This window comes from Nocardia sp. NBC_01503 (assembly GCF_036327755.1).
GTDB lineage: Bacteria > Actinomycetota > Actinomycetes > Mycobacteriales > Mycobacteriaceae > Nocardia.
Genome location: NZ_CP109596.1, coordinates 4,470,926 through 4,496,808 on the forward strand (window position 1 = coordinate 4,470,926; position 25,883 = coordinate 4,496,808).

The 25,883-nt window shown below is 67.7% G+C and carries 18 protein-coding genes; 4 read left to right on the plus strand and 14 right to left on the minus strand.

Features of this window, described 5'->3' with window-relative positions; translation table 11 throughout:
- Positions 1 to 29 precede the first annotated feature (29 nt).
- The 12 genes from OHB26_RS20200 to OHB26_RS20255 form a co-directional block, all read right to left on the minus strand.
- Positions 30 to 3,785: an arabinosyltransferase domain-containing protein gene (locus OHB26_RS20200; protein ID WP_330178840.1), complete on the minus strand. Its 3,756-nt coding sequence runs from the start codon at positions 3,783 to 3,785 to the stop codon at positions 30 to 32.
- 198 nt (positions 3,786 to 3,983) lie between these two features.
- Positions 3,984 to 4,346: a hypothetical protein gene (locus OHB26_RS20205; protein WP_330178841.1), complete on the minus strand. Its 363-nt coding sequence runs from the start codon at positions 4,344 to 4,346 to the stop codon at positions 3,984 to 3,986.
- An 82-nt stretch (positions 4,347 to 4,428) separates the two neighbouring features.
- On the minus strand, positions 4,429 to 5,385 hold the full coding sequence (locus OHB26_RS20210) for a hypothetical protein (RefSeq protein ID WP_330178842.1): 957 nt from the start codon (positions 5,383 to 5,385) through the stop codon (positions 4,429 to 4,431).
- A gap of 146 nt (positions 5,386 to 5,531) precedes the next feature.
- Positions 5,532 to 6,944 carry an ABC1 kinase family protein gene (locus OHB26_RS20215; RefSeq protein WP_330178843.1) on the minus strand — a complete coding sequence of 471 codons (1,413 nt, stop codon included), beginning with the start codon at positions 6,942 to 6,944 and terminating at the stop codon, positions 5,532 to 5,534.
- A 275-nt stretch (positions 6,945 to 7,219) separates the two neighbouring features.
- Positions 7,220 to 9,868 (minus strand): ATP-binding protein, encoded by a 2,649-nt coding sequence (locus OHB26_RS20220; RefSeq protein ID WP_330178844.1) that lies wholly within the window; start codon positions 9,866 to 9,868, stop codon positions 7,220 to 7,222.
- Positions 9,869 to 10,110: 242 nt separating this feature from the next.
- Entirely contained in the window at positions 10,111 to 10,914 is an 804-nt protein-coding gene (locus OHB26_RS20225; protein ID WP_330178845.1) for a transglutaminase-like domain-containing protein, read from the minus strand.
- A gap of 27 nt (positions 10,915 to 10,941) precedes the next feature.
- On the minus strand, positions 10,942 to 11,310 hold the full coding sequence (locus OHB26_RS20230; protein ID WP_330178846.1) for a DUF5073 family protein: 369 nt from the start codon (positions 11,308 to 11,310) through the stop codon (positions 10,942 to 10,944).
- Positions 11,311 to 11,313: 3 nt separating this feature from the next.
- Entirely contained in the window at positions 11,314 to 12,105 is a 792-nt protein-coding gene (locus OHB26_RS20235) for a heavy metal-binding domain-containing protein (RefSeq protein WP_330178847.1), read from the minus strand.
- Positions 12,106 to 12,355: 250 nt separating this feature from the next.
- Positions 12,356 to 14,077 (minus strand): DEAD/DEAH box helicase, encoded by a 1,722-nt coding sequence (locus OHB26_RS20240; protein ID WP_330178848.1) that lies wholly within the window; start codon positions 14,075 to 14,077, stop codon positions 12,356 to 12,358.
- 558 nt (positions 14,078 to 14,635) lie between these two features.
- On the minus strand, positions 14,636 to 15,751 hold the full coding sequence (locus OHB26_RS20245; protein WP_330178849.1) for an SIS domain-containing protein: 1,116 nt from the start codon (positions 15,749 to 15,751) through the stop codon (positions 14,636 to 14,638).
- Positions 15,748 to 16,704: an ROK family protein gene (locus OHB26_RS20250; protein WP_330178850.1), complete on the minus strand. Its 957-nt coding sequence runs from the start codon at positions 16,702 to 16,704 to the stop codon at positions 15,748 to 15,750. The genes OHB26_RS20245 and OHB26_RS20250 overlap by 4 nt, the downstream gene beginning before the upstream one ends.
- A gap of 60 nt (positions 16,705 to 16,764) precedes the next feature.
- On the minus strand, positions 16,765 to 18,222 hold the full coding sequence (locus OHB26_RS20255; RefSeq protein WP_330178851.1) for an APC family permease: 1,458 nt from the start codon (positions 18,220 to 18,222) through the stop codon (positions 16,765 to 16,767).
- Positions 18,223 to 18,356: 134 nt separating this feature from the next.
- On the opposite strand from OHB26_RS20255, the gene OHB26_RS20260 reads away from it, so the two are divergent.
- Positions 18,357 to 19,535 (plus strand): ROK family transcriptional regulator, encoded by a 1,179-nt coding sequence (locus tag OHB26_RS20260; protein WP_330178852.1) that lies wholly within the window; start codon positions 18,357 to 18,359, stop codon positions 19,533 to 19,535.
- 22 nt (positions 19,536 to 19,557) lie between these two features.
- On the plus strand, positions 19,558 to 21,021 hold the full coding sequence (locus tag OHB26_RS20265; protein ID WP_330178853.1) for a DUF6882 domain-containing protein: 1,464 nt from the start codon (positions 19,558 to 19,560) through the stop codon (positions 21,019 to 21,021).
- Positions 21,022 to 21,356: 335 nt separating this feature from the next.
- On the opposite strand, the gene OHB26_RS20270 is transcribed toward OHB26_RS20265, so the two are convergent.
- Positions 21,357 to 22,145: a hypothetical protein gene (locus OHB26_RS20270; RefSeq protein ID WP_330178854.1), complete on the minus strand. Its 789-nt coding sequence runs from the start codon at positions 22,143 to 22,145 to the stop codon at positions 21,357 to 21,359.
- A gap of 103 nt (positions 22,146 to 22,248) precedes the next feature.
- Positions 22,249 to 22,797 carry a lipoprotein LpqH gene (locus OHB26_RS20275; RefSeq protein ID WP_330178855.1) on the minus strand — a complete coding sequence of 183 codons (549 nt, stop codon included), beginning with the start codon at positions 22,795 to 22,797 and terminating at the stop codon, positions 22,249 to 22,251.
- A 148-nt stretch (positions 22,798 to 22,945) separates the two neighbouring features.
- Between OHB26_RS20275 and OHB26_RS20280 the strand changes: the two genes are divergently transcribed.
- Positions 22,946 to 24,520 carry a hypothetical protein gene (locus tag OHB26_RS20280; RefSeq protein ID WP_330185714.1) on the plus strand — a complete coding sequence of 525 codons (1,575 nt, stop codon included), beginning with the start codon at positions 22,946 to 22,948 and terminating at the stop codon, positions 24,518 to 24,520.
- The gene (locus tag OHB26_RS20285) at positions 24,517 to 25,869 is read left to right on the plus strand and encodes a hypothetical protein (protein ID WP_330178856.1); all 1,353 of its coding nucleotides are present in this window, start codon (positions 24,517 to 24,519) and stop codon (positions 25,867 to 25,869) included. Before OHB26_RS20280 ends, OHB26_RS20285 begins: the two co-directional genes overlap by 4 nt.
- The last annotated feature ends 14 nt before the right edge of the window (positions 25,870 to 25,883 follow it).

A 25,883-nucleotide genomic window follows, 5' to 3' on the forward strand; every position in this document is an offset into this window, starting at 1 on the left:
GCGGATCTTTTCTTGTCTACCCGGGCTGGCTACTTGACCTTGATGGGGTCGTCATCGGTCCAGCCCCAACGATTTTCGACCGTGACGCCGATATCCGCCTGTGGTGCACGGGCATTGGCGGCGAACTGGAAGCGCTGGAGTTCGCCCCAGTCCCGTGTCCAATCGTTCTCGAGATAGGCCGGGACGATGCGAGGCTGCAATACCAGGTTGATCCAGCCCAGTGGGCCGCCGCCGGAATCGTCCTCCCAGGAGCTGGAGACCTGTGAGTTGAGTTTGTCGGGCGTGATGCGCCAACCGGGGAGCTCCGCCACACCGTCCTTGTGATCCAGCGGATGCTGGCAGGGGAAGGCAAGTCCCACATGGAAATCCGTCAGGACCGGCTCGGAGTGGCCGACCACCGAATCCAAGGTGGCCAGGCGGGGGAGCCTGGGCGGGGTGACCGCGATCCACTGCTTGTCGGTGAGCGCGTCGACCGTGGCGACCAGGCGAATCGCATTGGTCTGTGCGGGAATTCGATCCAGGGCAATGGGCAGATTGCGCCACATGGGCGCGCCGCCGACACTCGGCGGCAGTAGATCGCCGAGGGGCTGCACGGTGCCGTCATCGGCGCGGTGCGCGAACTCCACTCGTAGCTGCCGGCCTTCGATCCGTCCGGCGACGGTCAACACCAGCACTCGGTAGGCGGAATCCCGCCGCGCGGCAGCCGAATCCATGCGATACCACTGGGTGGTCAGGTGGGCGGGCTGTTTGTCGCCGGTGGCGTAGCTGCCCAGGACGGGGGTGCGTGCCGAGTCCAGGCCGAATGGCAAAGCGACTGTGCTGCCATTGATTCCGGTCTCGGTCGTGGTACCGCCGGGGCCACCCGCGGGTCCGCCCGGGCCGCCGCCGGGTCCGCCACCCGGGGGCGGTCCGCTGCCCGACGGTGGGCCCGACTTTCCTCCCGGCCCGGGATCGGGCATGAGATCGCCGACGCCATTGGCGGTGAATCCGGCATTGTCGGCGGCGAGACCATCTGCGGTCTTTCCGGTGTACGGCTGGAGCAGTGAACTCGGTGTATCCGTCTCCACCAGCACGTCATCCGCCATGGCGCAGTCCTTGCCCGCGAGCGTGCGCAGGTTGGACAGCGCCACCGAATACGCCGGGTACTGTTCGTACGCGGCCTGCGCCATGGACCCCACCTCGAACAGCACCAGGGCGGCGGCCGCGATGGTCAGCGGGCGGAATCGGTCGAAACGGCCGGTGGGAGTGGCGGTTCCGGCTGGCTCGCGGTAGTACTGCCAGCCAGCCAGTGCCAGGCCCAGTGTCGTCAGCATCAGGAAGACGGTGGCAATGCTCAACCCGCCGAACGACGGCGCGCGGTCCGGCCAGGAGACGCCGTATCCGGAGACATACCACCAGCCATTCGATCCGGTGAAGGTCACCGCCAGCAGGAACAGTACGGCCGCGCCGAAGAGCGACCGCTGGTAGGGCGCGCGGATTCTGTTGCCGCTCAGCGCAACCGTGGTGATCGCGGCCAGGGCGGCGGCCAGCCCCGCGTACACGCCGAAGTGGTGCGTCCACTTGGTCGGCGTGAACATCATCAACAGCAGCGACATGACCACAATGCCCAGCACCCGGGCCACCGGCCCGCGCGCCGTATCCGCGATCCGCCCACCGCGCCCGCGCGCCACCAGTACACAGATGCCGAGGCAGAGCAGCATTGCCAGGATCCCGAATCGCCGCGCCAGCGAACCATCCGGCGTCAGCGACAGCAGTGATTCCCAGCGCGTCGGCTCATCCACCCAGGTCAGATTCGGCCCGACGGCCGTCCGTACCCGAACGGCCTCCAGGACCGAAGCCACCGTCTGATCCGCGAACACCAGCACCAGCACCAGCACCCCGGCCGCCACAATCGGTGCGATCAGCGCGCCGTATCGCAGCAGTCGGCCGAAGGAATCGGTGTATGAGACGCCGACCGAGCCACCGCCGGAGCCGGATTCGGCACGCGGAACGAGGTTGCGGTCGGAATCCTTTCGGGCTCGGGCGATTACGGTTCGAATGACCGAGCGGGAACCGGCGATCAGAGCGGCCAGGCAGATGAGTCCGCTCGGGCCTGCTGCCAGGGAGAAAGCCGCGATCAAAGCCGCCGCGGCCGCGGGCAGCAGGCGGCGGGTGGCAATGGCGCGCTCCATCGAACACCAGGTGAGCAGTGCCCCGAGTGCGATGAGGGGTTCCGGGCGCAGGCCGTTGTTGAACGGCAACCAGATCGCCAGGAAGACCAGTCCGGCGGTCCAGCGGGCGGCGGAGTTCGCACGCACCCGGGAACCCAGGCGCGGCAGCACTTCCCGGCTGATCACCAGCCAGCACAGCATGCCTGCCGACAGGGCGGGCAGGCGCATCCACAGACTGGCTTCGCTCACCCGCGTCATCTGCGCGAGGATCTCGTACGGCCAGCCGAACGGCGCCTCGGCAACCTGGAACCAGCGGTAGTAGTTGGCCGTGTACCCGGCGTGCTTGGACACCCGCGCCATGGTGAGGATGTAGCCGTCGTCGGATGTGTTGGCTCCGATCACATGCCACAGTGCCAAGGTGCCGAGCACGACCCCGTCGACCGGCCCGAACCGCCACCAGCGCGCGGGCAGGAATCGGCGTGCCCGGCGACCGTCGGCGGTATCGATCAGGTGCAGGCAGAGCAGCGCGATGAGCGTGCACAACACGGCCCCGGCAATCGCCGCGAGCTTGAACGCGCTCGGCGTCGACGAGAACCGCGCATCGATATCCGCGTGCAATCGCGCATCGGTCACCCGCGCGCGATCCAAATCGGTGTACACGCCGACGATCTGCGGTCGCACATCCCGCTCGACCGTCGTCTTGTAGGGCGTTCCGTCCTTGCGATTCAGCCCGGTCAATTCGGCCGTGGTCGAGGCCGAAGTCGAATGCACCACCAGCGCACCGCAATTCGGCGCGGCGGCCGGTCCCGGGTCGGCGGCCGGTCCGGCGTCATTCCCGAGTGCCGAGTTGGCGCCGGGATCACCGCTGGCACCCGGCGGCGGATTGCCGCCGGTCGTCGGAGCGCCGCCTCCTGGAGGAGTGACACCGCCGGGGGAAGTCGCGCCGCCGGGAGCTGTGGCACCGCCGGGAGGAGTACTGCCCGCCGGGGGAGTCGCGCCAGCGGGCGGAGTGCTACCCGGGGGCGGTGTCGCGCCGGGTGGCGGTGTGCTGCCGGGCGGAGGGGTCGCGCCGAGCGGAGGAGTACTGCCCGGGGGCGGTGTCGCGCCGGGAGGTGGCGTGCTGCCGGGCGGAGGGGTCGCGCCGGGCGGAGGAGTGCTGCCCGGGGGCGGTGTCGCGCCGGGAGGTGGCATGCTGCCCGGTGGCGGGTTGGTGCCCGCGGGCCGTGCACCGCCTCCCGTCTGCGTGCCACCCGGCGGCATGCCATTGCCCACGCTGGTCGCGTTCGGCGCGAATGTGGGTGCGGCTGTCGAGATCTCGCTCATCGGCACGCTGAGCAGGGGGATATCGCGGAGCAGGACCGAGAGGGTACGGCCCGAGCCGTTCTTGTCCTCGATGCGGGCCAGTAGACCCTTGCCGGTCGCGCCCTGGGATTTCACCGGGACGGTGGCGAGCACCGTGCCGGTGGCCAGGTCGCGCAGCGCCGTGCACGGGATGCTCACATCCAGCGCGAGCGGTGCATAGTCCACCAGTGGCACGGTCAACTGAATCGACTGCGCCTGCGGCCAATCCAGACTCGCGTGGTCCTGCCGAACCGGTAGCAGCGGTGTCAGCACCGCCAGCAGTATGCCCACCACCCCGGCGATCAGCGCGATCAGCCGAATCCTGCGTAGTCGAGCGCTGTCCGGGCGCGCGAACGCCCCCCATCGCGAAATTCCCTGTGCCGTAATCGGAATCGTCCCCCATCCACCGGCGCACAACCGCCGGCGTCCCTGCTGGTCTAACCCTTGCCGATCAAGAGGCTACCGATCCCCGGCCGCTCGCCGCCCGTCGAGTCAGGCGTTGACCGTGAGCAGCCAGGACCCATTGCACCCCTGACCGGTGTTCTGCTCCCCGTCATATACCCAGTCGGTCCCGACACCGTGGTCCAGATGCACGTCCCACACCCCAGTGGGTGAGGTGACAACCGCGTCAGCCTCATCCGCCAGCACCGTCGGCGTCTCGTCCACCGCGTAATTCCAGGTCCCCGAGACCACCGGATAGTTCAGCGTGATGGTCAGCGCCGCCCCCGTCCGGTTCGCCACCACCAGGCAGGAGTCCGGATGGTCCTCCGCCTGTTCGGCATTCGCGACCCCGGTGGTCGAGCCGAGCAATATGCTCGTGACGACGGCGCCCGCGCAGATCGAGACGATCCTCATATTCCTCCCCGGAATCTGCGCACACAGTACCGAAAAACAGCGCCGCCTGTGATTGTCAGGCGACGCCGTTTTCGAACCGGTGTCAGTTCACCGTGAAGGAGAACGTCGGCGCGGTGCTCGCGCCCTTGGTGGCGTCGTAGGTCAGCACATAGGTGCCGCTACCCGGTGACGGCACCACGAAGATGGCGAAATCCTTGGCGTTGTCGATGGTTTGATTGCGTTCCAGCAACTCGTTGATGGGTCCACGATCGTCGGCCGGAAGACTCTGGCCGTCAGGTGTTTTCACGCTGAAGTATTCGTAGAAGATATTGGCGCCGCCATCGGGGATACCCGATCCGCCGATGATCTTGACGTGCAGGGCGAGATCCATCTTGCCGTGCTCACCCTTGGTGTAACTGGGAGTCAGTGTGCCGCCGGTGATTTGAATGGTGGTCTGATCCTGCACCAGCGTGCCCGAGATGGTCAGCGCCTTGGGCGCGACGCTCTCCACCTTGCCGTCGGCCTTCAGCGGAATGATCGTCTGGTTCTCCGCGGCCGTGCCGTAGACCACGGTCAGGGTATCCAGCAGATGCTGGGCATCGGAGAGTTTCTGCACCGAGGTGGTGACATTGCCCGCGGCCGAACCCTTTCCGGGTACCTCCGGATTGTCGAAGCCCGCGCCGCCGTCGATCTGCCCGCCCACCAGCAGCGTCGGCACAGTGCTCAGGGTCTTGTTGTCGGTGGTGGTGTTCTTGTAGGTGATATCGATGCGCACCTTCGCGCCACCGAATTCGTCCGGGATCACGGTGGCCTTGTCCACGGTGATGTCGAAGCCCTCGTACCAGCCGGTCTTGCCGATACTGCGCACGGTGGCCTGACCGTTGGTGCTGCTGCCACCGGGTGATGTCCCGTCGGGCTGCCCCGTCCCCATGGGCTGGGCGAGTTGGGAACTCGTCGGCCCGGCCGCGGTGTCCTTGTCATTGCACGCCGTCATGAGCAACGCCGACGTGCTGATGAGCACCACCGCCCCCACGGTCGTGAATATGCGGTTCTTCCGCACCGCTTTACCCGAAGTTCGCTTTATCGATCGCACGCTCTGCCTCCCAGAAGATTTGCCATCTCAGTGCGCGATGCCCGGAAATTCCGGACGAGTGATTCACAGTGAAATCCTCAACGTGGCGCACATTGTTAACGCGGTGATTGTCGTCATATCCTGGAGGTTCGCGCCGCATTGTCGAGCTGATGACCCAGCCGCCAATCCTGGTGCAGCCGGCCCAGATCCGTCGTCGGCTCTTCACCGTAGAGCCACTCCCGGGCAATGCGATGCCAATTCGCCGTCGCGCGCAACTGGCCCAGTGTGGCGCAGGTCCAGAAGTCGACCCGGCGCGAGAACAGATGCTCCGGCGGCAGATTCTGCCCGCGCATACCGTCGAATTCGGCGATGCGCGGATCCACCGCGTGCAGGAACGCCGCCGAGGCCAACTCCGGGGTGAGCGGCAACTCCTCGTCCACCAGCGACCACTCCGCGGCGGAGAGCACATAGTTGTAGCACTCCTCCGGTGTGACCTGCGACGACTCGTCGATGACACCGCGCTCGACCATCAACCGGTACAGCTCGTCGAACCGATCCTCGGCGGTGGCGCGCAGGCAGACGGCCTCGAAGGCTATGTGCTCGCGCTCCATTCGCTTGTACAGCCCGAAATCCAGGAACACCACCCGGCCATCCGGGCGCAGCAGCAGATTGCCCGGATGCGGATCACCGCAGAACTCGGCGAGTTCGAAGAGTGAGCCCACATAGAACCGGTAGACGATTTCGCCGATGCGATCTCGCTCGGCCTCCGGCAGTGCGCGCATGGCCTCGAAATCGATGCCCGGTGAGTACTCGGTCACCAGCACGCGGCGACTGCTGTGCTCCGGAAACGCCTGCGGCACAGTGATGAACGGGTGATCGGCGTATATGGTCGCCACATGCTGCTGGGTGCACGCCTCGACCTGGTAGTCGAGCTCCTTCTCGAAGTTCGCGCGGAGTTCGTCCAGCACGCCGACGGTGAATCCGGGCAGCGCCACCTGCTGCATCATCACCCGCAGCATGCCGAGATTGCGCAGATCGGCGCGGACCGCCAGATCGATACCCGGGTACTGCACCTTCACCGCGACCTCGGTGCCGTCGAAAAGCCTTGCGCGATAGACCTGTCCGATGGAGGCGGCGGCGATCGGCTCCGGATCGAATTCGGCGAACAGCTCCTCGAGCGGTTTGCCCAGATCCTCCTCGATCACCTGGCGCATGGCCGCGAACTCGACGGACGGGGCGTGATCGAAGAGCACCGCCAGGCGGCGCTGGAAGGTCTCGCGATGCCTGGGCGGCACCAACTCCAGATCGAGCAGCGACATCAGCTGCCCGAGTTTCATTGCCAGGCCCTTCATTTCGCCCAGCACCAATACCAGCTGTTCGGCCAGCCGTACGACCGAATCATCGGCCAGCCGAGCGCGCACCTCGGCGGATCTGCCGATCATGGAGAGTTTGGTGCGCCGTTTGCGGACCGCCTGTACGGCCACCACCGCGCCCAGTTTGGAGCCGCGGGCCAGCCGCGAGGTCGATACGGGTTTCGATCCAGGCATTACCGGCCCTCCCATTCCAATGCGTCCAGGAACCGCCGTGGCACATCCGCGAACTCGCCGGGCGCGAGCACGCGTTCGCGCAGCTCATGGCGACCGGCTGGACCCCACTGCAGTCTGGCGCTCGACTCGTCCGCTACGACGAAAATGTCCCACGGTTCGAAGGATTCGGTGGGTGGACTGACGAAGAAGGGCCGGTATCGGGCGCCATCGGCCGCGATCTGCTCATCGGATCGGTCATTCTCGGCAAACAGGGCATCGGTAATTGGGTGCCGGTGTCAGGCGGAGGTTTCGGTGTGTGAGCCCAGCGCCCACAGTCGCTCCTGGGCTTCGGTAACGCCGTGCACATTGCCGATCTCGCTATTGATCGTGAGTGCCCGCCGCAATACCTCTTCCGCCGCCTCGAGCTCGCCCATGGCCTGCCGGACGAGCCCGAGGTTACTGAAGACCGAGGCTTCACCCGCTCGATTGCCGATGGTCCGGTAGAGCTCGAGCGCCTGTTCCAGATAGGCGTCGGCGGCGTCGTGATCCTCCAGGTCATACATTCCGAAACCGAGATTGTTGAGCACGAAGGCCTGCCCGGAGAGACTGCCGATCTGACGGTGGCAGTGCAGGGCCTGTTCGAGCAGGTCCATCGAACCACGCGTATCACCGGAGATGACGCGAATCCACGCCAGCGTCTCCATGGCGGAGGCGGCACCCGCCGGCTGATTGCCGGCCAGGAAGATCTGCTGTCCCATGAGCAACTGTTCGACCGCGGTCGCCGCATCGTCGAGCAGGAAGTTGACCCAGCCGAGCTTGACGAGGGTTCCGGCGCTGCCGAAGGGCGAACCGAGTTCTTCGTAGCGTGTCAGGCACTCGCGCAGCATCTCGGCGGCGGTCAGGTACTCGCCCGTGAGGTGGGTGACCCAGCCCAGAGTGGACAGCACGCTCACCTCTTCCCGCGATCGCCCGGCGGCGCGATAGAGCTGCCGCGCCTGTTCGAGCGCCGCACCGGAGAGGGCGTAGGACCCGGACAGATAGCGGACCCGGCCGAGGGTTCGCCATGCGGCAGCGCGGGTTTCGGCGTCGACGCTATCCGCGGAGACCTCCAATACGCGCTGTACCACCGCCGCCGCACGGACATAGTCCTCGTGGAAATACCAGGTCGCGCCCAGGTCTTTGAAGGCGAAGGCGCTCGCATGCCGATCGGCGATGGTGTCCGGGGCGACGAGGGCGCGCTGCACGATGGCCACGGCCGGAGCCGCCGCCCCGATCAGGCGCATCTCACTGGTGAGGGCATCGGTCAGCGCGACCACCCGGGCGAGATGATTGGCCGCTCCGGCGTACTCCAGACCGGCGAGCAGATTCGAGCGCTCCCGGCGAATCCAGGCCAGGGCGGTGGTGAAGTCCGGAAAAGTCTGCACGACAGGGCTGCTCGCCTCATCCGGGGATGCGGCCGGTGCGCTGGGGACGGCCGCGGCGTTGGCGGTGTCCCGGTAGTAGTCGAGTAGGCGATCGACGGCTCGGGCGCGATCCTCGGCGGTCTCGTCCGCCGCCACCCCAACGGCGTATTCGCGCACCAGATCGTGAAATCTGTAGCGGCCCGGGGCGATTTCGTCGATCAGATGATCGGTGTACAGCGCTTCGAGACCTCGGCGGGCCGCGAGCCGCGGAATATCCGCCAGCGCGGCGGCCGCGTACGCGTCGAAATCGGTTCCGGGGTGCAGGCCCAGGCGCCGGAAGAGCCGCTGCCGGTCCGGGGGCAGTGCGGAATACGAGGTGGTGAATGCGGCGCGGACCGCATGGTGACCGGTATCGAGCTCGTCGAGCCGATCGTGGGCGGTATTGAACTCGCGGGCCAGATCGGTGACCGACCAGGTCGGATGGTGCGCCAGACGACCGGCCAGCAGTACGATCGCCAACGGCAGATAGCCGCAGAGCCGTACGATCTCCGCTATTGCGGCGTAATCGGATTCGGTCGTCGTGGCGCGATGCGCCGAACGGCAGAACAGATCGACGGCGGTGCTCGGGTCCAGCACATCCAGCGACAGCGGCACCGCGCCGTCCAATGCGATGAGTCTGCGGCGACTGGTGATCAGGGTCAGACAGCCTGGCGCACTGGGCAATAGCGGTTCGATCTGATCATGGGTCCCGGCATCGTCGAGGATGAGTAGAACGCGCTTGTCCGCCAGTCGATCCCGCCACAGATCCCGGCGGCCGACCAGCGTGTCCGGCAGATGCCGGGCGTCGATGCCCAGATCGGTGAGCAGCCGGGCCAGCACATCGGCGGGTTCGGCGGGGGATTGGCCCGCGGTATGGGTGTTCAACTCGACGAAATATCTTCCGTCGGGGAACTTCTCGGCCAGCAGATGCGCGGCGTGGGTGACCAGGGTGGTCTTGCCGATGCCCGGCATACCGTCCACCGTGTGCACGGCCAGCACCCGGCCCGGTTGGGCCGAATCGACCAGGCGCTGCAGTTCGGCCTCGCGGCCGGTGAAGGTCTCGATATCGCGCCGCAGGGCGTTGGTGATGCGCGGGCGCTGTTCGGAATCGCCACCGTCCGTGCGATCCCCGGTCCGTGCGGACTTACCCGCGCCGGTGTCGGGAGTGGTTTCCCTGGCCGCGTTCCACAGTCGTCGCCAGGCCCGGCGATCCGCCAGCTCCGCCGGAACCTGATTACCCGCCAAGGTCAGCAGCGTGAGCAGTACCGGGGCGAACGCCTCGAACCGCACCGGCAGATTGCGTCCGGCCCGCCAATCACTGATGCGCTGCACCGTGATTCGTGTCCCGGAGCCGTGCCCCGTCGCCGGGCGCATCCGGGCCTCGGACGCCGTCACCACTCGCCGCAGTGTCGGATTACCCGCCAGCGCCCACAATTCCGTCAGTCGGGCCCCGAACATCGTTCGCGGCGAACCCCCTTCGTCATTCGCCGAACCCGACACCATGGCGGAAAGGGTACCGCGCCCAATCGACGCCGCCCAGCGGCCCCGAACCACCCCGGAATTTTCCGGTCCGGAAAGCTTTTCCGGCGTCCGAAAACCCTTGTACACCTGCGCATTCACCATCCAACCTCGCCGGATCGAGATGAACTCGGCCCCGCCCTGGGTCATTCTCGACTCGCCGCACCAGATCCTGCGAAGGGGGCAGGATCTGGTGCGGGGCCCTCGGACGGCGCGGCAGCGCGCGGTTACGCCAGCGTGAGTGGCCGCTCGAAATCGTCGTAGGGGAGCGGGCCCGCGACGAAGGCTTTGACCCACAGGCCGTTGACGGTGATATCGCCGCCGTGGTTGCCGAGGAAGGCGATATCGGAGGCGTCCCGGCCGGTGGCGATGCGCAGCAGTGCGGAGCGCGGAGCCAGGCGGGTGGGGTCGAAGACGCGCCACGCGCCCTGTACGTAAGCCTCTGGGACGGAGTGGAAGTCCATCGGGAAGCTGCCCGGCGGATAGACCGAGGCGACGCGGGCGGGAACGCCGACCGCGCGCAGCAGGGCCACGGTCAGGTGGGAGAAGTCCCGGCAAACGCCGGTGCCCGACAGCAGCGTCTCCACCGCGCCGTCGCTGGGGGTGCTGGTGCCGGGGGCGTAGCGCAGCCGACGGTTCACCCAGGCCGTCACCTGCGCGGGGGTCTCGGGATTGTCTATGCCGCAGCCGAATTCGGCGGCGGCGAAGGCGAGCAGCCGATCGGATTCGGCGAACCTGCTCGGGCGAGTGTAGATCGAGAGATCGTAATCCGACGGTGGTTCGGCGATCGCCTCGCCGATCACCGTGGCGGTGTAGCCGGCGCGGAGATTGCCCGCACCACAGCGCAATACGTGAATTCGGGTGCCGTGCGGACCGACCACCTCCCGGGCCTGATGCGCGCGGCCGTCGAGTTCGAAGGTGAGTGTTTCGGTCAACTCCAGACCGGGTTGCCGGGCCACGGCGATCTGGAACTCGAGCTCGGAATCGGCATGGACCTGGACGTCGAGGTAGGCGGAGACGTCGCGCTTCACCCCTCAATACTCGCAGGTCGACGCCGCTCAGCCCACGGTTTCCAACACCTCCAGCGCAGCGGTGATCTGCGGCAGCGCGGGCACGCCGAAACCCTCCACCAGATCCGAGAGTGCCCGCGCCACATGCGGACCCACCGCGGCGGCGGGCAGCACATCCTCGGCCAGCACAATGCCGTTCACCACGTGCGCGGCGCGAATCCGCTGATCACCGGTGACCTCGTAGCGCCACGAACCCAATTGCAGCCGTTCGGGTTCGGAGCGGAACAGCCCGCGTTTGGCCGGGGTGCGCACCGCGCCGGGAACCCCGCCGAAGACATTGAAGACCAGGCCAACCCCGCCGGGGCCGTGCAGCGCGGCGGCGATCACCTGGGCCGCACGGTCCGGATCGAAGGTCATCGCTCAGTCGCCCATCGGCAGTACGAACTGCGGGGTTATGGTCTCGGCACTTCCGGTGCGGCGCAGCGCCGTTCCGGCCGCGTAGAACTCGACGGTGTGATGCCCCCAGGCATAGTTCTGAATCTGGAACTCCACCCCCGTCACCCCGATACCCCCATCCCGCTCGGCCTCGGCCTGCATCCGCGACATGGCCAACTCCCGCGCCTGATAGTTGCCCTGCGTCCACTGCGGCATCTCGACATTGTTGCCGATCTGGCGCAGCGACTGCATGAACCCCTGCACCGCAACATGGAATACGCAATTCCCCATCACGAACGCCACCGGCGCGAACCCCGACCGCAGCAACGTCACCATGTCCTGCCCCGACAGATGACTGGTGAACGCCTGCCCATTGGGCCGCCGAAACCGCCCCGGCTCCTGTGTGAACCGCACCGCGGTCCCCACCGCGATGAACTCCAGATGACTGGCCTCCGCCCCCAAATGCCGCCACTCCAACCGCACCCCGACAACCCCATCGGCATGCAGCGCATCCGCCTCGGCCTGCATCCGGCTCATCGCATTCCACCGAGCCCGATACGTGGCCTCGGTCAAAACGGTGAGCTCCATCTGCTGCCGAATCCCCGTGAACTGAAACCCCACGTGATAGACCGACACCCCCATCACCAGATCAACCGGCTCGAACCCCGCCCCATGCAACAACGCGAACTCATTGACCGACAGGTCGGAGGTGAAAATCCGCCCCGCATGCGAAAGCCGCTCACTCGCGGTCGGCTCCAACGGTTGATTCGGCTGCACGATTCCCGCCTTCCCTGGACGACCATCGCCACTGTACGACCACAATTCCCCACGTGCGCGGCGATTTCGTGGGAGCGGACACCCCGCTGGGGCGCTACCTCAAATGATTGGCAGTGAGATGAGGGACCGCACCAGGTCGAACTGGCCGGTCCGTATGCGGGCGTGTTCCCCTGTTCCTCGGTCACGAGAACGAGCCCGGCCCGCCTCTGATGTGAGGCGGGCCGGGCTCGTAGTGGATTGTCGCCGAGGGTCAGCGGCGGCCGGAGTGCGAGGACTGGTCGCGGGTGGCCGACGCCTGGGGGCGGGAGGCGCGGCGGCGGGCCGGGGCTCCGTTCGCGGCGGTCGCGCGATCCTCGGTGCGGGCGGGGCGGCCGTTGCCGGTGGCGGGAGCCCGGTCGGGGGCGGCCGCGCGCCGAGCGGTGCTGCCGGTCCGGGGCGCGGGGCCCGCGGTGGCGCGACGGTCGGCGTGCGCGCCGCGGGTGGAGGGGGCACCGGCGCCGCGGGTTCGGGTGCCGGATGCGCCACGGTTGTCCGAGGTGCGGGTGTCGGCGGTCGCGTTGCGCGAGTTGCCATTGCGGCGGGCACCGCCGTCGCGAGAGTCGCCATTGCCGCGTGCGCCGTATTCACCGTCGCCGCGCGAGGCGTATTCGCCCGCACCACGGGCATTGCCGCCGGCGCGGGCCTTGGCCATACGGGACTGGCTGCCACGGCGCGCGCCACCACGGCGGGCGGGCTGATCGTCGCGGTCGTCGACGCGGGGGGCATCGGGGCGGGGCATGACAAGGGGTGCGACCGCGCCCACCAGGACGGTGACCTGGGACGAATTGGCCGTCACCTGTTGGGGTTTGGTGTCGATACCGGCCTTGCGGAGCAGGAAGGCCACATCCTTGCGCTGCTCGGGCAGGACGACCGTGACCACATCACCGGAGCTGCCGGCGCGGGCGGTACGGCCCGAACGGTGCAGGTACGCCTTGTGCTCGGCGGGCGGGTCGACGTGTACGACCAGCTCGACATCGTCGACGTGCACACCGCGCGCGGCGACATCGGTGGCGACCAGGACGCGGGCGGTGCCCGCGGCGAAGGCGGCCAGGTTGCGGTCGCGGGCCGCCTGCGAGAGATTGCCGTGCAGGTCGGTGGAGGGAATGCCCGCGGCGGTCAACTGCTTGGCGAGGCGGCGCGCGTGATGCTTGGTGCGCATGAACAGGATTCGACGACCCTCACCCGAGGCCAGGGTGTACACCAGATCGCGCTTGGCGTCCGCGCCCTTGACCTCGAACACATGGTGGGTCATATCCGGCACCGGGGAATGCGCCTCGTCCACGCTGTGCGACAGCGGATTCCGCATGAACCGCTTCACCAGCTTGTCCACACCGTTGTCCAGGGTCGCGGAGAACAGCAGCCGCTGCCCATCGGCGGGGGTGGCCGCGAGAATCCGCGTCACGCCGGGCAGGAAGCCCAGATCCGCCATATGGTCGGCCTCGTCCAGCACGGTGATCCGTACCGAATCCAGCGCCACCAGACGCTGTTTCATCAAATCCTCGAGGCGCCCCGGGCAGGCGACCACGATATCCACGCCCGCTTTGAGTGCCTTGGCCTGCCGATTCTGCGGCACCCCACCGAAAACGGTGGTCACCCGCAGCCCGCATGCCCGGACCATGGGCTCGAGCGCGGTGGCGATCTGGGTGGCGAGCTCACGCGTCGGCGCGAGAATCAAACCGATCGGCTGTCCCGGACGCCGGGTGCCGCCACCGGCTGCCAGTCGCTCGACCATGGGAACGGAGAAGGCGAGCGTCTTACCGCTACCGGTCCGTCCGCGAGCGAGCACATCGCGCCCGGCGATCACATCGGTGAGGGTGGCGGCCTGAATGGGCATGGGCGCGGTGATGCCGTTCGCCGCGAGGGCGTCGACCAGTGCGCTACGCACGCCGAAATCGGCGAAGGACGCGGTGGGGCTCGCTGAGGAAGAAGTCATAAAGGTTCCTGGTGCCTTTCGAGCATCGGGGTGAATCGCAGGGGCGTGCCGGACGGTTTGTCCGCACTTGCTGACCTCGCTGCGTGGCCGACGCGAAGAAAAGACATCCACGACGGAGAAGAGTATGCAAGATCGCGCTACTCAACGGCTACAACCATAGCCCAGTCGGCAAGCTTCCCGGTCACTACCCGCCTGTGATGTCCGTTGCAACCGACCCGGCTACATCCCGATCGCGGATAGCAACCATCCGACAACCACATCCGGCGGTGCGCCGATCAGGTACTGATATACCGCGTTGGAGACCCCATTGATGAACGTCATCGCCCTGCCTGCCCGTTGCTTCCAGCTTGCCCTCGTATCCGCGAAATCGCGAGAACAGATCGGTCTGTTACCTACGGGCAACCAGCGCTCCCGGCTCAGTCCCGCAGTCCGGAGTTGATCTTGCGGACCAGTTCCGCGGTTGTCGGATGCGGCCGCCCACCGCGCGTCTGCTCCGCCGCGGCAATGGTGACAGCGCACTGACAGCGCACTGACGATCAGCGGCACCGGCCTCGGAGCTCAGTGCGTGAGGGTGACTTTCGCCAGTCCGGACGGGTGATCGGCATCGATCCCCAATTCGCGTGCGACGGCCAGGGCGAGCTGCTGACCGCGAATGGTGGCCAGTACGCATTCGCCGAGATGGCCGCGTGCGGGCCAGGTGATCGGGGCCTCGGTCGCGGTCCCCGCCAGCACGGTCGGGGCGTAGCGGGCCGCGAGTGGTTCGCGTAGCGCAAGGGTGTCGGTATCGGCCGGGCCGGAGCCCGCGAGCAGGACGGCGGGCGCGCCCGGACCGGTGACCGCGATCGGCCCGTGCCGGAAGTCGGCGCTGGAGAAGCCGTGCGCCATGATGCCGGTGGTCTCCTGAAGTTTGAGCGCGGTCTCCAAAGCGGCCGGATAGCAGGCGCCGCGGCCGACCACGGCCACCCGATCGACGGTGGCTATGAGCTCCGCGGCGGGTGCGACGGCCGCGGTATCGGCGAGCAGATCGGCTGCGGCCGCGGGCAATTCGGCGGCCTCCCGCCGGGTCATCCCGCCGGGGCCGAGGCCGGACGCGATGGCGAGGACAGCCAGCATCTGACCGCTGACCGTCTTGGTCGCGGGCACCGCGCGCTCGGGTCCGGCCTCCAGCGCGACCGTGTAATGCGCGGCCCGGGCCAGTGCGGAGTCCGGATCATTGGTCACCGCCACGACTTTCGCGCCCGCCGCCGCATAGCGCCGGGTGAGGTCCACGATCTCCGGTGTCCGCCCGGACTGCGACAGCGCGATCAACAGCCAGCCGCGGAACCCGACCGGCTCCCGACCGTAGATCGTGGCCACGCTCGGCGCGACGAGACAGGTGGGGAGCCCGGTCTGCAACTCGACCGCGTAGCGCCCGAGCAGCGCGGCATTATCGGAGGAGCCGCGCGCCAGGAACGCAACGCCGACAGGTCCATTCGGCAGGGGCGCCGATCCGCTCGCGACGCCACCGCCGCCGAGCCGTTCGGCCATCGGCCCGGCATCGCGCGGCGTATCCGCGGCGAAGAGCGCCGCGACGGCCGCGCCGATCGAGGTGAAGCGGTCGGCGAGCGCGGCGAGCACCCGCGGCTGATCGCGCATCTCGGCTTCCATCAGGCGGCCGAGCCGGGTCGGGTTCATCGAGGTCCTCCAGCGCTGGTCAATCGGGTTGGGGAAGTGCTGTTCTCGGCATCGAGGGCGAGGGTCACCGCACCGTGCAGCGAGGCGTCCTCGAGAAAGTGCGCGGCCCGGAGCTCGGGTGCGAAGGCGGTGGCCGAGGCGACCATGTCGGTGAGCGCCGGGAGAATCACCTCGGCGGCGGCCATCATCCCGCCGCCGATCACAATGCGCGCCGGGTCGACGAATACCGCGAGATTGCCCAGCGCCGTGGCCAGGATCTGAAGACTCTGCCGTACGAACTCGCGCGCGGCCGGATCGGTACGGCGGAAGAGTTCGGCGCTGGTGACGGATTCACCGAGTCGGGCCGAGGCGCGCTGTCCGAGCCCGCGCCCGGCCACCAGCTCCTCGAGCGGCGCGCGTCCGGCGGCGACCGCGCCGACCGGAGAACTCCCGGGATTCATATACCCGATCTCCCCGGCGGCCTGGTGCGCTCCGGAGATCACCCGCCCGCCGACAATCAGCGCCGCCGCGATTCCGGTCCCGAGGCTGACATAGATCCCGGTATCGATCCCGCGCAAAGCGCCGAATCGCAGTTCGGCCAGTGCGGCTGCCTTCACATCATTGGCGACCCGCACCGCGGGGACACCGAATTCGGTCGCGAGCCGGGCCGACAGCGCCAGCCGCTCCCAACCCGGCAGGTTGGGCGTCAACTGGATGCCGTCGGCCCGGATAACCCCGGGAGCGACCGCCGCCCATCCGATGACGGGCAGACCATGCCCCGCACGCGCGGCCTGTTCGAGTCGTCGCACGGTCTCGGCGGTGCGGCCCAGGATGTGGTCGGGGCCGAGGTCGGTCCGGGTATCCAGGCGTTCCCGGAGCAAGATCGTGCCGTGCGCGTCGGCGAGTGCGATATCGGTCTTGGTCCCGCCGAAATCGACGCCCACTACGGCGAATTCGCTGGCTGCGTGCGGCATTGACGATCCTCGGTACGGTCGGGCCGGGCCGCCGCGAAGGTGACGGCCCGGCGGAGTGAGTCAGTCGGCGACGATGCCGGCGGGCTCGGGGTGCAGGTACTCCTCCCGAATCTCCTTGGGGCCGAACGGCCAGACGCCCTCGGCGCGGGCCCAGATCAGGAAGGCGATGACACCCAATCCGACCCAGGCGATGGACCATTCGATGGGATGTACGCCCGGATTCGACTTATCGGCGTAGCCGTAGATGACCAGCCAGCCGATGGCGGCCGCGATGGCGGGCAGCGGGTACAGGAACATCTTGTAGGGGCGCACGAGATCCGGTTGCCGCCTGCGCAATACGACGACCGCGGCGATCTGGGCGAGCGCCTGCACGATCACCATGACGGTGGTGAGCAGTGAGATCAGCACCGTCAGCGGCGGATGCGCGGCCGAGGTTCCGATATGCCGGGCGAGCAGGAAACCACCCGCGGTGACCACGCCCATGGCGATCAATCCCAAGACCGGGAATTGATGCTTGGGGTGCAGACGGCCGAAGGCTTTGAAGAACACCCGATCATGCGCGGCGTCGAACGGTACCCGCGAGCCGCCGAGCAGTCCGGTGAAGACCGAGGCGAAGGCGGTGATCAGGATGAGCCCGGTGACGACCTGCGCCGCACCCTTGCCCATGGTCGTCTCCAGCACCGCGGAGGCCACCGACCGCGATGCCACATTGTCCGGATCGAGCATGTCCTTCCAATTGGTCACGCCCAGTACACCGATCTGCATGAGCAGGTAGATGCTCATGACGCCGATGATGGCGAAGATGATCGAGCGCGGCAGCACCCGGCCCGGCTCCTTCAACTCACCGCCGAGGTACGCGGAGGTGTTGTAGCCGAGGTAGTCGTAGATGCCGATGGTCAGACCGGAGGCGAAGCCCAGCCAGAAGGTATTGCTGCCCGGATCGATGGCGTTGTCGGGCCAGTCGAAGGCCATGCTCGCGTGGAAGTGCGTGAACGAGGCCAGGATGACCGCGGCCACCGAGATGATCATGACCGACCACATGACGACGGTGATCCTGCCGATGCTGTCCACCCGCCGCCACAGCAGCACGATCACCAGCGCCACCACCGCGACGCCGACGATATCGCCCTGGGTATCGCTCATGGAGGGCCACAGGTAGGTCAGGTACTGCACCAGCCCCTGTACGCCCGTGGACATGATCAATGGAATGAAAAGCATTGCGGTCCAGACGAACAGGAACGGCATGAGCCGTCCGGATCGGTATTGGAACGCCTGCTTGAGATAGACGTAGGTGCCACCGGCGCCGGGCATGGCCGCGCCGAGTTCGGCCCAGACCAGGCCGTCGACGAGGGCGAGGATCGCGCCCGCGAGGAAGCCGATGACGGCGTGCGGGCCGCCGAACGCGGCGACCATGAGCGGAATGGTCACGAACGGGCCGATGCCGACCATCTGGCTCATATTGATGGCGGTGGCCTGGAAGAGGCCGATTCTTCGAGGGAGTCGGACGGGACCGGACATGGGGCTTCCTCCGGTGGGAGCAGAGCGGGCGAGTGGTTTAGTAAAGTTAAATTCCTTTACTATTGCCGTCAAGAGTTCGTCAGGATTCGTTTGCCTAGAGTTGATCGGACGACACGAGCAGGAAACGGAAGGCGATGGAAGAAGTCCCCTGGAATCGGCAACGCCTGCGCAGCAATAACGAGTGGTTACTGCTCGAACAGCTGCGCAATGCGGGCCCGGCGAGCCGCGCCCAACTCGCCAGGGACACCGGGCTTTCCAAGCCGACCGTGTCCAGTGCCCTTGCCACGCTGCTGCACAACGGCCTGGTTCGGGCGATGGGAACGGTGGCACCCGAACGCGGGCGCACCGCGGTGCTGTACGAACCCGACCCCACCGCCGGATATGTGCTCGGTATCGATATCGGCCGGGCCAACCTGCGCGCGGCCCTGGCCGATCTCTCCGGAAAAGTGCTGGCCCGCATCGATATCGCGAACAAGGCGCGCACCGCGACCGCCGTCGCCGATATCGCGGTGCGCGCCGCCGAGCGGGTGTGCGAGACCGCCGGGGTCACCGCCGATCAGGTGATCCACGCGGCGCTGGGCAGTCCCGGGGTCTTCGACCCGCAGGACGGGCGTATGCATTTCGCGGTGAACCTGCCCGGCTGGGGGCGGGCCGGACTGCTCGACACCATTCGCGAGCGGCTGGGCGGGCCGGAGCTCTCGGTGCACAATGACGCCAACCTCGCGGCGCTGGGCGAGTACGTCTTCGGTGCGGGCCGGGGCAGCCGGCTGTTCGTCTATGTGCTGATCGGTACCGGGCTCGGCGTCGGAATCGTCTCCCAGGGTGAGCTTTTCACCGGTGCGCACGGTGCGGCGGGTGAAGTCGGCTTCCTGCCCACGACATTCGGCGCGCCGGAGACCGAGTCGCCGCGTCGCGGCGCGCTCGAAGAGGCCGTCTCCGCCGAGGCCGTCGTCAAAGCCGCACGGGCACAGGGTATGACCGGACGACTCACGGCCAAGCGGGTCTTCGAACAGGCGCGCGCGGGCCATCCGATCGCCGCGAATGTCGTTCGGCAGGAAGGGGAACGGGTCGCCCTCGTGGTCGCCGCGGTCACCGCCGTGCTGGATCCCGATGTCATCGCCCTCGGCGGTGGTCTGGGGCACAGCGCCGATCTCTACCTCGATGAGGTGCGGGCCGCGCTGCAACGCTCCACGCCCTTGCGACCGCAGGTGGCGTCGAGCGAATTGGGTGATGACGCAGTACTTCTCGGCGCTATCGCAACCGCGCTGCGGATTGCCCGCCCGCAGGTTTTCGATCGCCGGGTGCAGGATTGAGGTCCTGGTAGCCTGCCGTGCCGTGGACACTTTCAGTAGCGAGTTGTTGTCCTTTGCGCGGGGGTATCTCGGCGGGGGAATCGAGCAGTACAACAGTTTCATGACCCAGATCCAGCCGGGTCGCACCGGCTGCGATCTCGATACCGGACTGGCCTGGATCGGTGAGCGCAGACTGGCGCGCTCCGGCCAGCTCGGCACCTTCGCCGAGGATCAGACCTTCATGTGGGCATGGGCCAAACCTGATCTGACCGGCCTGCCCGGTACCGAACATGCCGTGCGGCTACGGGAAATCGGTGCGGCACAGGGGATTCCGGAGTTCACCACGGAGCTGCTGGATCTGGGCGGCTTCCATGATCCGAAGCTGGCCGCCGATCACCTCGGATTGATCGCCCAGGGCGTACTCGGTGCGCGCGGGATGACCAAGTTCAATCACGGCGGGCGGGCATACACCTACCTCGCCATCGACGATGAGACGGTGGCGCTGGCCGAGCCCGATCCGGGGACGGTGGCGACCTGGCTACGGGTTGCCGCGGATCTGCTGCTCGGTGGCGGGGCGCGGGCCGTGATCGCGGGATACGCACGGCGCCACGGGCTCACGGTGCGGGAGATCCCGGGCGGCAATGAACTGGCGCTACCCCGCGGGTACGCACTGCGCGCGCGCATCGACGAGCGGGACAATATCGTCGACGCGACCGTGGTCGATGCGACGGGCGCGACCTATCGGGCCGCGCCGGTGCAGCGCCCGCGCCCGCCACGACAGCCGTTCGTACCGGATGACCTGCTGGCGCGGCTCGCGTCCGCGGCGGCGATCACCATGGGGCTCAAACGCGGACTGCTCGACTTCGCCGACGGGCTGCGCGAATTGGAGCGGACGACACCCACCTGGAATCCGGACAACGGCTGCTACGGCATTGCGGAGCTGCCCGAATTAGCCTTGGCCGCAGTGGAACTCGGCTGCTACGAGCGCCCCGCCGAGACCTGGATCTGGGCCGACAACGGTTGGGCGGGTAGTGCGGCGGTGCGGCGACTCGCCTTCGAGGCCGGTGCGAATCATCTTGCCGCCGAACGGGTATCGCTGACACCCGCGTTCAAGCCGGAGAATGTGGTCGACCTGCTCACCGCCGCGGCCGTGCACCTGGGCGGCGGGGTCGGGTGGGTGCACGTCCCCACCGACGACGGTTTCCGCTGCCTGGCCGTCATCGATCCGCGCATCACCCCGCCCGGTACCGATCCGGACTTCGCCGCGACCATCTTCGAGGCCACCGCGAACCTGCTCAATCCGCTCACCGATGTGGAGAACCGCTATCGCACCATGCGGGAGATGATCGTCGGCTACTTCGAGCACTTCCGCGTACCCACCCTGTACATGGGCGAACCGCAGCTGCTCATGGGCCACTTCGGGCTCTATGAGCTGCGTATCGAATTCGGCGTCGACGGTGCGCTGACCCGCGCGTACTGGGGCTTGCAGGGGCAACTCGGCTTCTGATCCGGGCAATCTCCCCCGGCCGCGACGATTTTCGCGTTCGACAAGCGCATGCTGCGCACCGAGGCGAATGGCTGCCCGGCGGTGGCGATCTATCGGGAGTCCGATGGCAGGTAAGTGGCCACCGCCATCCAGGTACTCGACGTGCGTGACGGGCGCATCGCCGAGCTGCACACCTTCCTGGACGCCGCATTCTTCCCGCACTTCGGTCTGCCACTGGAAATGCCCGACTAGCTCCGGGCGCATCATCGGACTGTGTCGGCACAAGCGGAAGCGCCGCGGGCTCATCGGCCTGCGGCGCTCGTCATTCGCTCTCGAGGGTCTCGGTGTCTCGGGGTTCAAGGACCGGTATTGACGGGCAGGGAGATGACCAGATCCTGCTCTTGGCCGGGCAGATAGTGCACGCGGACCACCCGTCCGATCTGCACCTGCGCGACCTGGGTAGGAGGGAGGAACTTCTCCGTGCGTGCCTCGAAGGTACTGCCGTCGGGGCGGGTGACGATGAGCGTCAGATCCAGTCGTGGGTGGCCGTCGCGGATCTCGCCGGGTACCGACAGCGCACTCACCACGGCCTGGGCCGGAATGCCGTTGCGGGCGATATCGAGCTTGGCCTGGGTGGTGATGCCCTTGCGAATCATCGCCTGGTTCATGGCATTCTGCGCCGCCGAGGTATCGCCGGACAGATCCACCTCGACGCGGTCGGGGTGTTCGGGCAGGTAGCGGACCGGCAGCACCACACCGGGGCGCAGCAGCGCCAGTTCGGTGAGCGGCACGATCATCTTGGCGTAGGCGGGGAAAACCTTGCCGTCCGCGCCCTCCACCCGGAAATCGATCCGCACCTGCGGCTGATCATTGAGCGAGACCCCGGTGTTGCGCACCGACTCCACGGTGCCCAGACCCATCAGGCCATTGCGGAATTCGGAACTGTTATTGCCGGTCAGCGCTGACATGACACTGTCACCGGTGAAGGCGAAGGCCATCGGGAGCACGGTCAGGGCGATGATCGGCAGACTCATCTGCCAGCCCACCCAGGGCAGGAAGTCGTCGGAGGTGAGGCCGTGCCACAGGTAGTAGCCGATCCCCAGCACGGAGAAAACGACTGCGGCGATGCGGATCTGGTGCTTCATGACATCCTTCTAATCGGAAATATAGTGGGGGAGAGGCTTTTTCCCGCTCATGCCCGGCGCGGCATGAGCGGGGGAAGGGAATCCGGGCGCCGCCTGAACCGGATCAGGAGCCGACGATGCTCGCGCAGGCGAACACGATCTCGAACTTCGAGTTCTTGACCCCGCCCATCGGGTTGGACATATCCGGTGCGCCGACGCCCTCGCCGGTGACGGTGTAGGTGTTGCCGTTCTTGACGACCTCGGCCGAGCCGCCGGGGACGCCGTTGCCGTAGCCGACCGCATAGGGCATGCCGTTGTCGCCACCCTTGGAGCCGGCGATGCCGACCGCCTGCACGGTGTCGTCGCCGGTCACCGTCGCGCTCACACTGAGCTGACCGTAGGTGGCGTTACCGGTATCGGTGAGCGCCAGCGCCAGGGTGCCACCCTGCTTCGCGCAGGTGGTGTCGAACTTGGCGTCCAGGGCCTTACCGTCGACCGAGGCGCTGGACTTACCGCCGGTGGGGGCGGCGGTGCCGGGGGCGGCCGAGGTCGCCGAGGTGACGGAGTTGGTGGCGGGGGAGCTGGAGTTGTCGTCACTGCACCCGGTGACGACCAGGGCGGCGGCCGCGGCGGCGGCGAAGGCGGCGGTCAGGCGAATCGACTTGGTGTTCATGGTGTTTCCCAGTTCTTCTCGGTTCGGCTCGCGTTCGGGGCCGATGAGAGAACCGTAGGAAGCGGCGCCCGCCCTACCGATCCCAACTTTTACCGCGCGAATTTCGGACAAACTCCGCTAACCTGGGCGAATGCGACGACCGCGGGCCATGGTGCTGGATGAGGTCTGGCGCAGCCTCGACGCCGTCGAAGCCCTGAGCGGACCGCACGGCGGACCACTGCGCCGCACCGTGAAGCTGATTCTCGACCCACTGGTCATTCGACCTGTTCAGCATCCGGAGTGCGCGGGATCGATTCTGAGCGCCGACGGCGCGGTCCTGCTGACCGCGCGTATCAATGCCGCCGCCGATGTCCTACGCGCCACCGCGGCCTGGTTCACACTGCTCAAACAGGTGCGGCGAGCGCTGCGCATCACCGACGGCAATGCCCAGGACCTCTACTTCCAGCGCTGCTTCGAACTCGCCACCGTCTCGGGCATGCCCGATGCCGTCCGCGACCGCGGTGCCGCCGAAGACGCACTCCTGGAGATCCACAACCTGACCGCGGGCCGCACCACCCAGGCACTGAAGGACTACCTGGCCGATCCGGCCCGCGTCGCCGAGCTCGCCGAACTGATCGGAACCGCCTGGCGGCGACGCCCACTCACCACCACTCCCGACCACACCCCGGTGCTCGGCGACCTCCTCGACGCCTGCGCCGCCCGCCGACTCGGCGAAGTCGGCCCCGAGATCGATGTCGACGATCTGGCGGCCGCCTCCATCGGAACCCACCATGGGATTCAGCTCTGGTTCATGGAGACCGGCGGCGCGGCAGCCGAGAACGACCCCGCACTCCCGACCGCGCAACAGCTCGGCTTGACCGCGCACCCGCTACCGCTGCCGCCACGCGTGGGAGAGTCGGCTTCCAAAGCGAGCCTGGGATTGCCCTTCGACCGGACTATTCACGAGCGGGTGTTCACCGTCCTGCAGGCGGCCAGCGAGCGTGCGGATCTGCCGCCGATTCCGGAGCTGGTCGACGCGGAGATAGCGCGCTCCTGTGCGCCCTGGGCGCTGCTGGACGAATCACTGCGGGTAGCGGCGGCGGCGGGCGCGCGACTCGCAATGCAACTACAACCGATAGTCAACGTGCGCAATGGTATTGGTGACGCGGTAGCGGGCAGCGGGCAGCGGCCCCGCGGCGCCGCGGAGACCTCCTCGGCGGCCGCGCGGGTGATCAACAACCGCTGGCAGCGTGAGGCATATGTGCTGCAGGCCCGCCGCATGATGGTGCGGGATGAGTCACTCCCGGCACATGTTTCGCTCTCGACCATGAGTTCATTCGAGGCCGCCGGTGCGATCGAACCGCCGAGGCGGTTTCCGACGGCAGGGTTGGGCCAGCGGGTCGAACCACTCGAAATGACAGCGGTGTCCGGCCCCGTGGGACTCCTGGGGCTCGACGGCAGCGCCGACGCGGGCGCACCCGAACCGGCGGGAGTGATCGGGCCGCTCGGGCTCATCGCCGCCGATCTGCGGGTGCCGTGGCGGCCGTACCTGCGGCGGTTGTGGGCGCGGGTGCACGGGCGGGATGTGCGTGAGCTGCCGGTATACGAACTCGATGAGCTCTGGGACCTACTCGACGGTGTGGCGCGTTCGGTCATGCTGGATCATCGGATGCGGGTCAAGAAGGCATTGGCGGCGACCGCGCTGGCGGCCGAACTCGATGAGATGGAATCGAGGGCGGGATGAACGAGACGGGATTGCTCATTCGGCGGCTCGGGGACGGGCTGCGCGGGATCACGCCCCACGGGGCGGCGACCGTGCTGGATGCCTCGCCCCGGCTCGATGTCATGGTGCTCGAGGTCGCGGGCGGACACCTCACCTGGAATGTGCTGGCCGGACCGTCGATTCCGGCGGCCGTCATCGACGATGTGGAGCTCGCCCAGGAGTGGGTGTGGGCCATCTACGGCGAACACATCGCCCTCGCCCTCGACGCGGTGCGACCGGGTGCGCCCCCAACCCCTTCCGGCCCCGACGGTCGGCGTGCGGAGTTCACCTCCGCGCCCGATGGCGATAGGAAGTCCCGCGCGGATGTCACAACCGCACCTGGCGTCGACGGGGAGCGCAACGAGGCCGCAGCCACACCCCACATCGACGCGGCATGGCAGGCCGCGGCCGCACCCGATATCGACGCGAAGGGGTATGGAGTGGCCGCACCCGCCTTGCCCGGGCTGGCGGTGAGTGCGTGGCGACTGGCGTACGCGCACTGGGCTTCTCGGTGGTGGCCCGCTTCGACCGTGGACGGGATCGCGGCGCTCGATCAACGACTGCTGGATCAGGACATCGCGGTGTTGACCGAGGAATGTGAATCGCTCCTGGACGGTGTGGACGCGGTCGCACCCGCGGTTGATGCGATGATCGAAAGTCGCCCGCGCGCTTCGGATTACGCTCTCGCCGCGGGTGACGAGGTCGCCGGTGGACTGGTACTCGGTCGCGGGGTCGGCGGCTGGGATTGGCGCTGCTGCCCGCCGGGTCTGATCGATGCCTCCGAGCAGGCGGTGTCCTGGCGAGTGATCCGCGATAACGGGGATTCCACTATCGCCGTTTCCGCGGTCACGGCCCCGGGTCTGCCCGCCGAGCTGCCCGCGTACCTGCGCCCCTGGGCGCGCATTGCCACCGGAGGTGAGGTGCGGGATACGCCATTGCGGTCCACCGGCGATGCCTGGATCGGTGAAACAGTCTTCGCCGCAACGGGTTCGGCCGTGCGGGTGGATATCTATCTGCCCGGCTTCGGTATCGCGCCGAATCCGGATACGGTCGCGCCCTTCGGCCCGGACGCCGGTCAGGCGCAAGCCCCGACCGCGGCGGATTCGCCACCGCGTGCGACGGCGGGCGCCTATCAGGGCGAAATACGTAGGAGTATAAGGGAATTCGCCAGGATGCGGCTCCAGCGTGCCGCCGTGCCGGGCGACCTGCCCTCCGCTGGCGACTCTGCGACAGCCGACGGTGGCAGCGCTTCGGCCCTCTTCGACGACAGCGCCACCGCCGCTCCGCTGCTCGCCGAAATCGCCGCTGCCGTAGACGATTCGGACTTCTGACGTGGTTGCCACCA

What these genes read in the sequence shown, in the direction of transcription:
- OHB26_RS20230 (WP_330178846.1), bottom strand. Translation starts at nt 11,310, where the DNA reads ATGACCTTCGATCCGGACCGTGCGGCCCAGGTGATCGCCGCCGCGCTG.
- OHB26_RS20260 (WP_330178852.1), top strand. Translation starts at nt 18,357, where the DNA reads ATGGAAGAAGTCCCCTGGAATCGGCAACGCCTGCGCAGCAATAACGAG.
- OHB26_RS20240 (WP_330178848.1), bottom strand. Translation starts at nt 14,077, where the DNA reads ATGACTTCTTCCTCAGCGAGCCCCACCGCGTCCTTCGCCGATTTCGGC.
- OHB26_RS20220 (WP_330178844.1), bottom strand. Translation starts at nt 9,868, where the DNA reads ATGGTGTCGGGTTCGGCGAATGACGAAGGGGGTTCGCCGCGAACGATG.
- OHB26_RS20275 (WP_330178855.1), bottom strand. Translation starts at nt 22,797, where the DNA reads ATGAACACCAAGTCGATTCGCCTGACCGCCGCCTTCGCCGCCGCCGCG.
- OHB26_RS20205 (WP_330178841.1), bottom strand. Translation starts at nt 4,346, where the DNA reads ATGAGGATCGTCTCGATCTGCGCGGGCGCCGTCGTCACGAGCATATTG.
- OHB26_RS20250 (WP_330178850.1), bottom strand. Translation starts at nt 16,704, where the DNA reads ATGCCGCACGCAGCCAGCGAATTCGCCGTAGTGGGCGTCGATTTCGGC.
- OHB26_RS20215 (WP_330178843.1), bottom strand. Translation starts at nt 6,944, where the DNA reads ATGCCTGGATCGAAACCCGTATCGACCTCGCGGCTGGCCCGCGGCTCC.
- OHB26_RS20280 (WP_330185714.1), top strand. Translation starts at nt 22,946, where the DNA reads ATGGTGCTGGATGAGGTCTGGCGCAGCCTCGACGCCGTCGAAGCCCTG.
- OHB26_RS20245 (WP_330178849.1), bottom strand. Translation starts at nt 15,751, where the DNA reads ATGAACCCGACCCGGCTCGGCCGCCTGATGGAAGCCGAGATGCGCGAT.
- OHB26_RS20255 (WP_330178851.1), bottom strand. Translation starts at nt 18,222, where the DNA reads ATGTCCGGTCCCGTCCGACTCCCTCGAAGAATCGGCCTCTTCCAGGCC.
- OHB26_RS20285 (WP_330178856.1), top strand. Translation starts at nt 24,517, where the DNA reads ATGAACGAGACGGGATTGCTCATTCGGCGGCTCGGGGACGGGCTGCGC.
- OHB26_RS20270 (WP_330178854.1), bottom strand. Translation starts at nt 22,145, where the DNA reads ATGAAGCACCAGATCCGCATCGCCGCAGTCGTTTTCTCCGTGCTGGGG.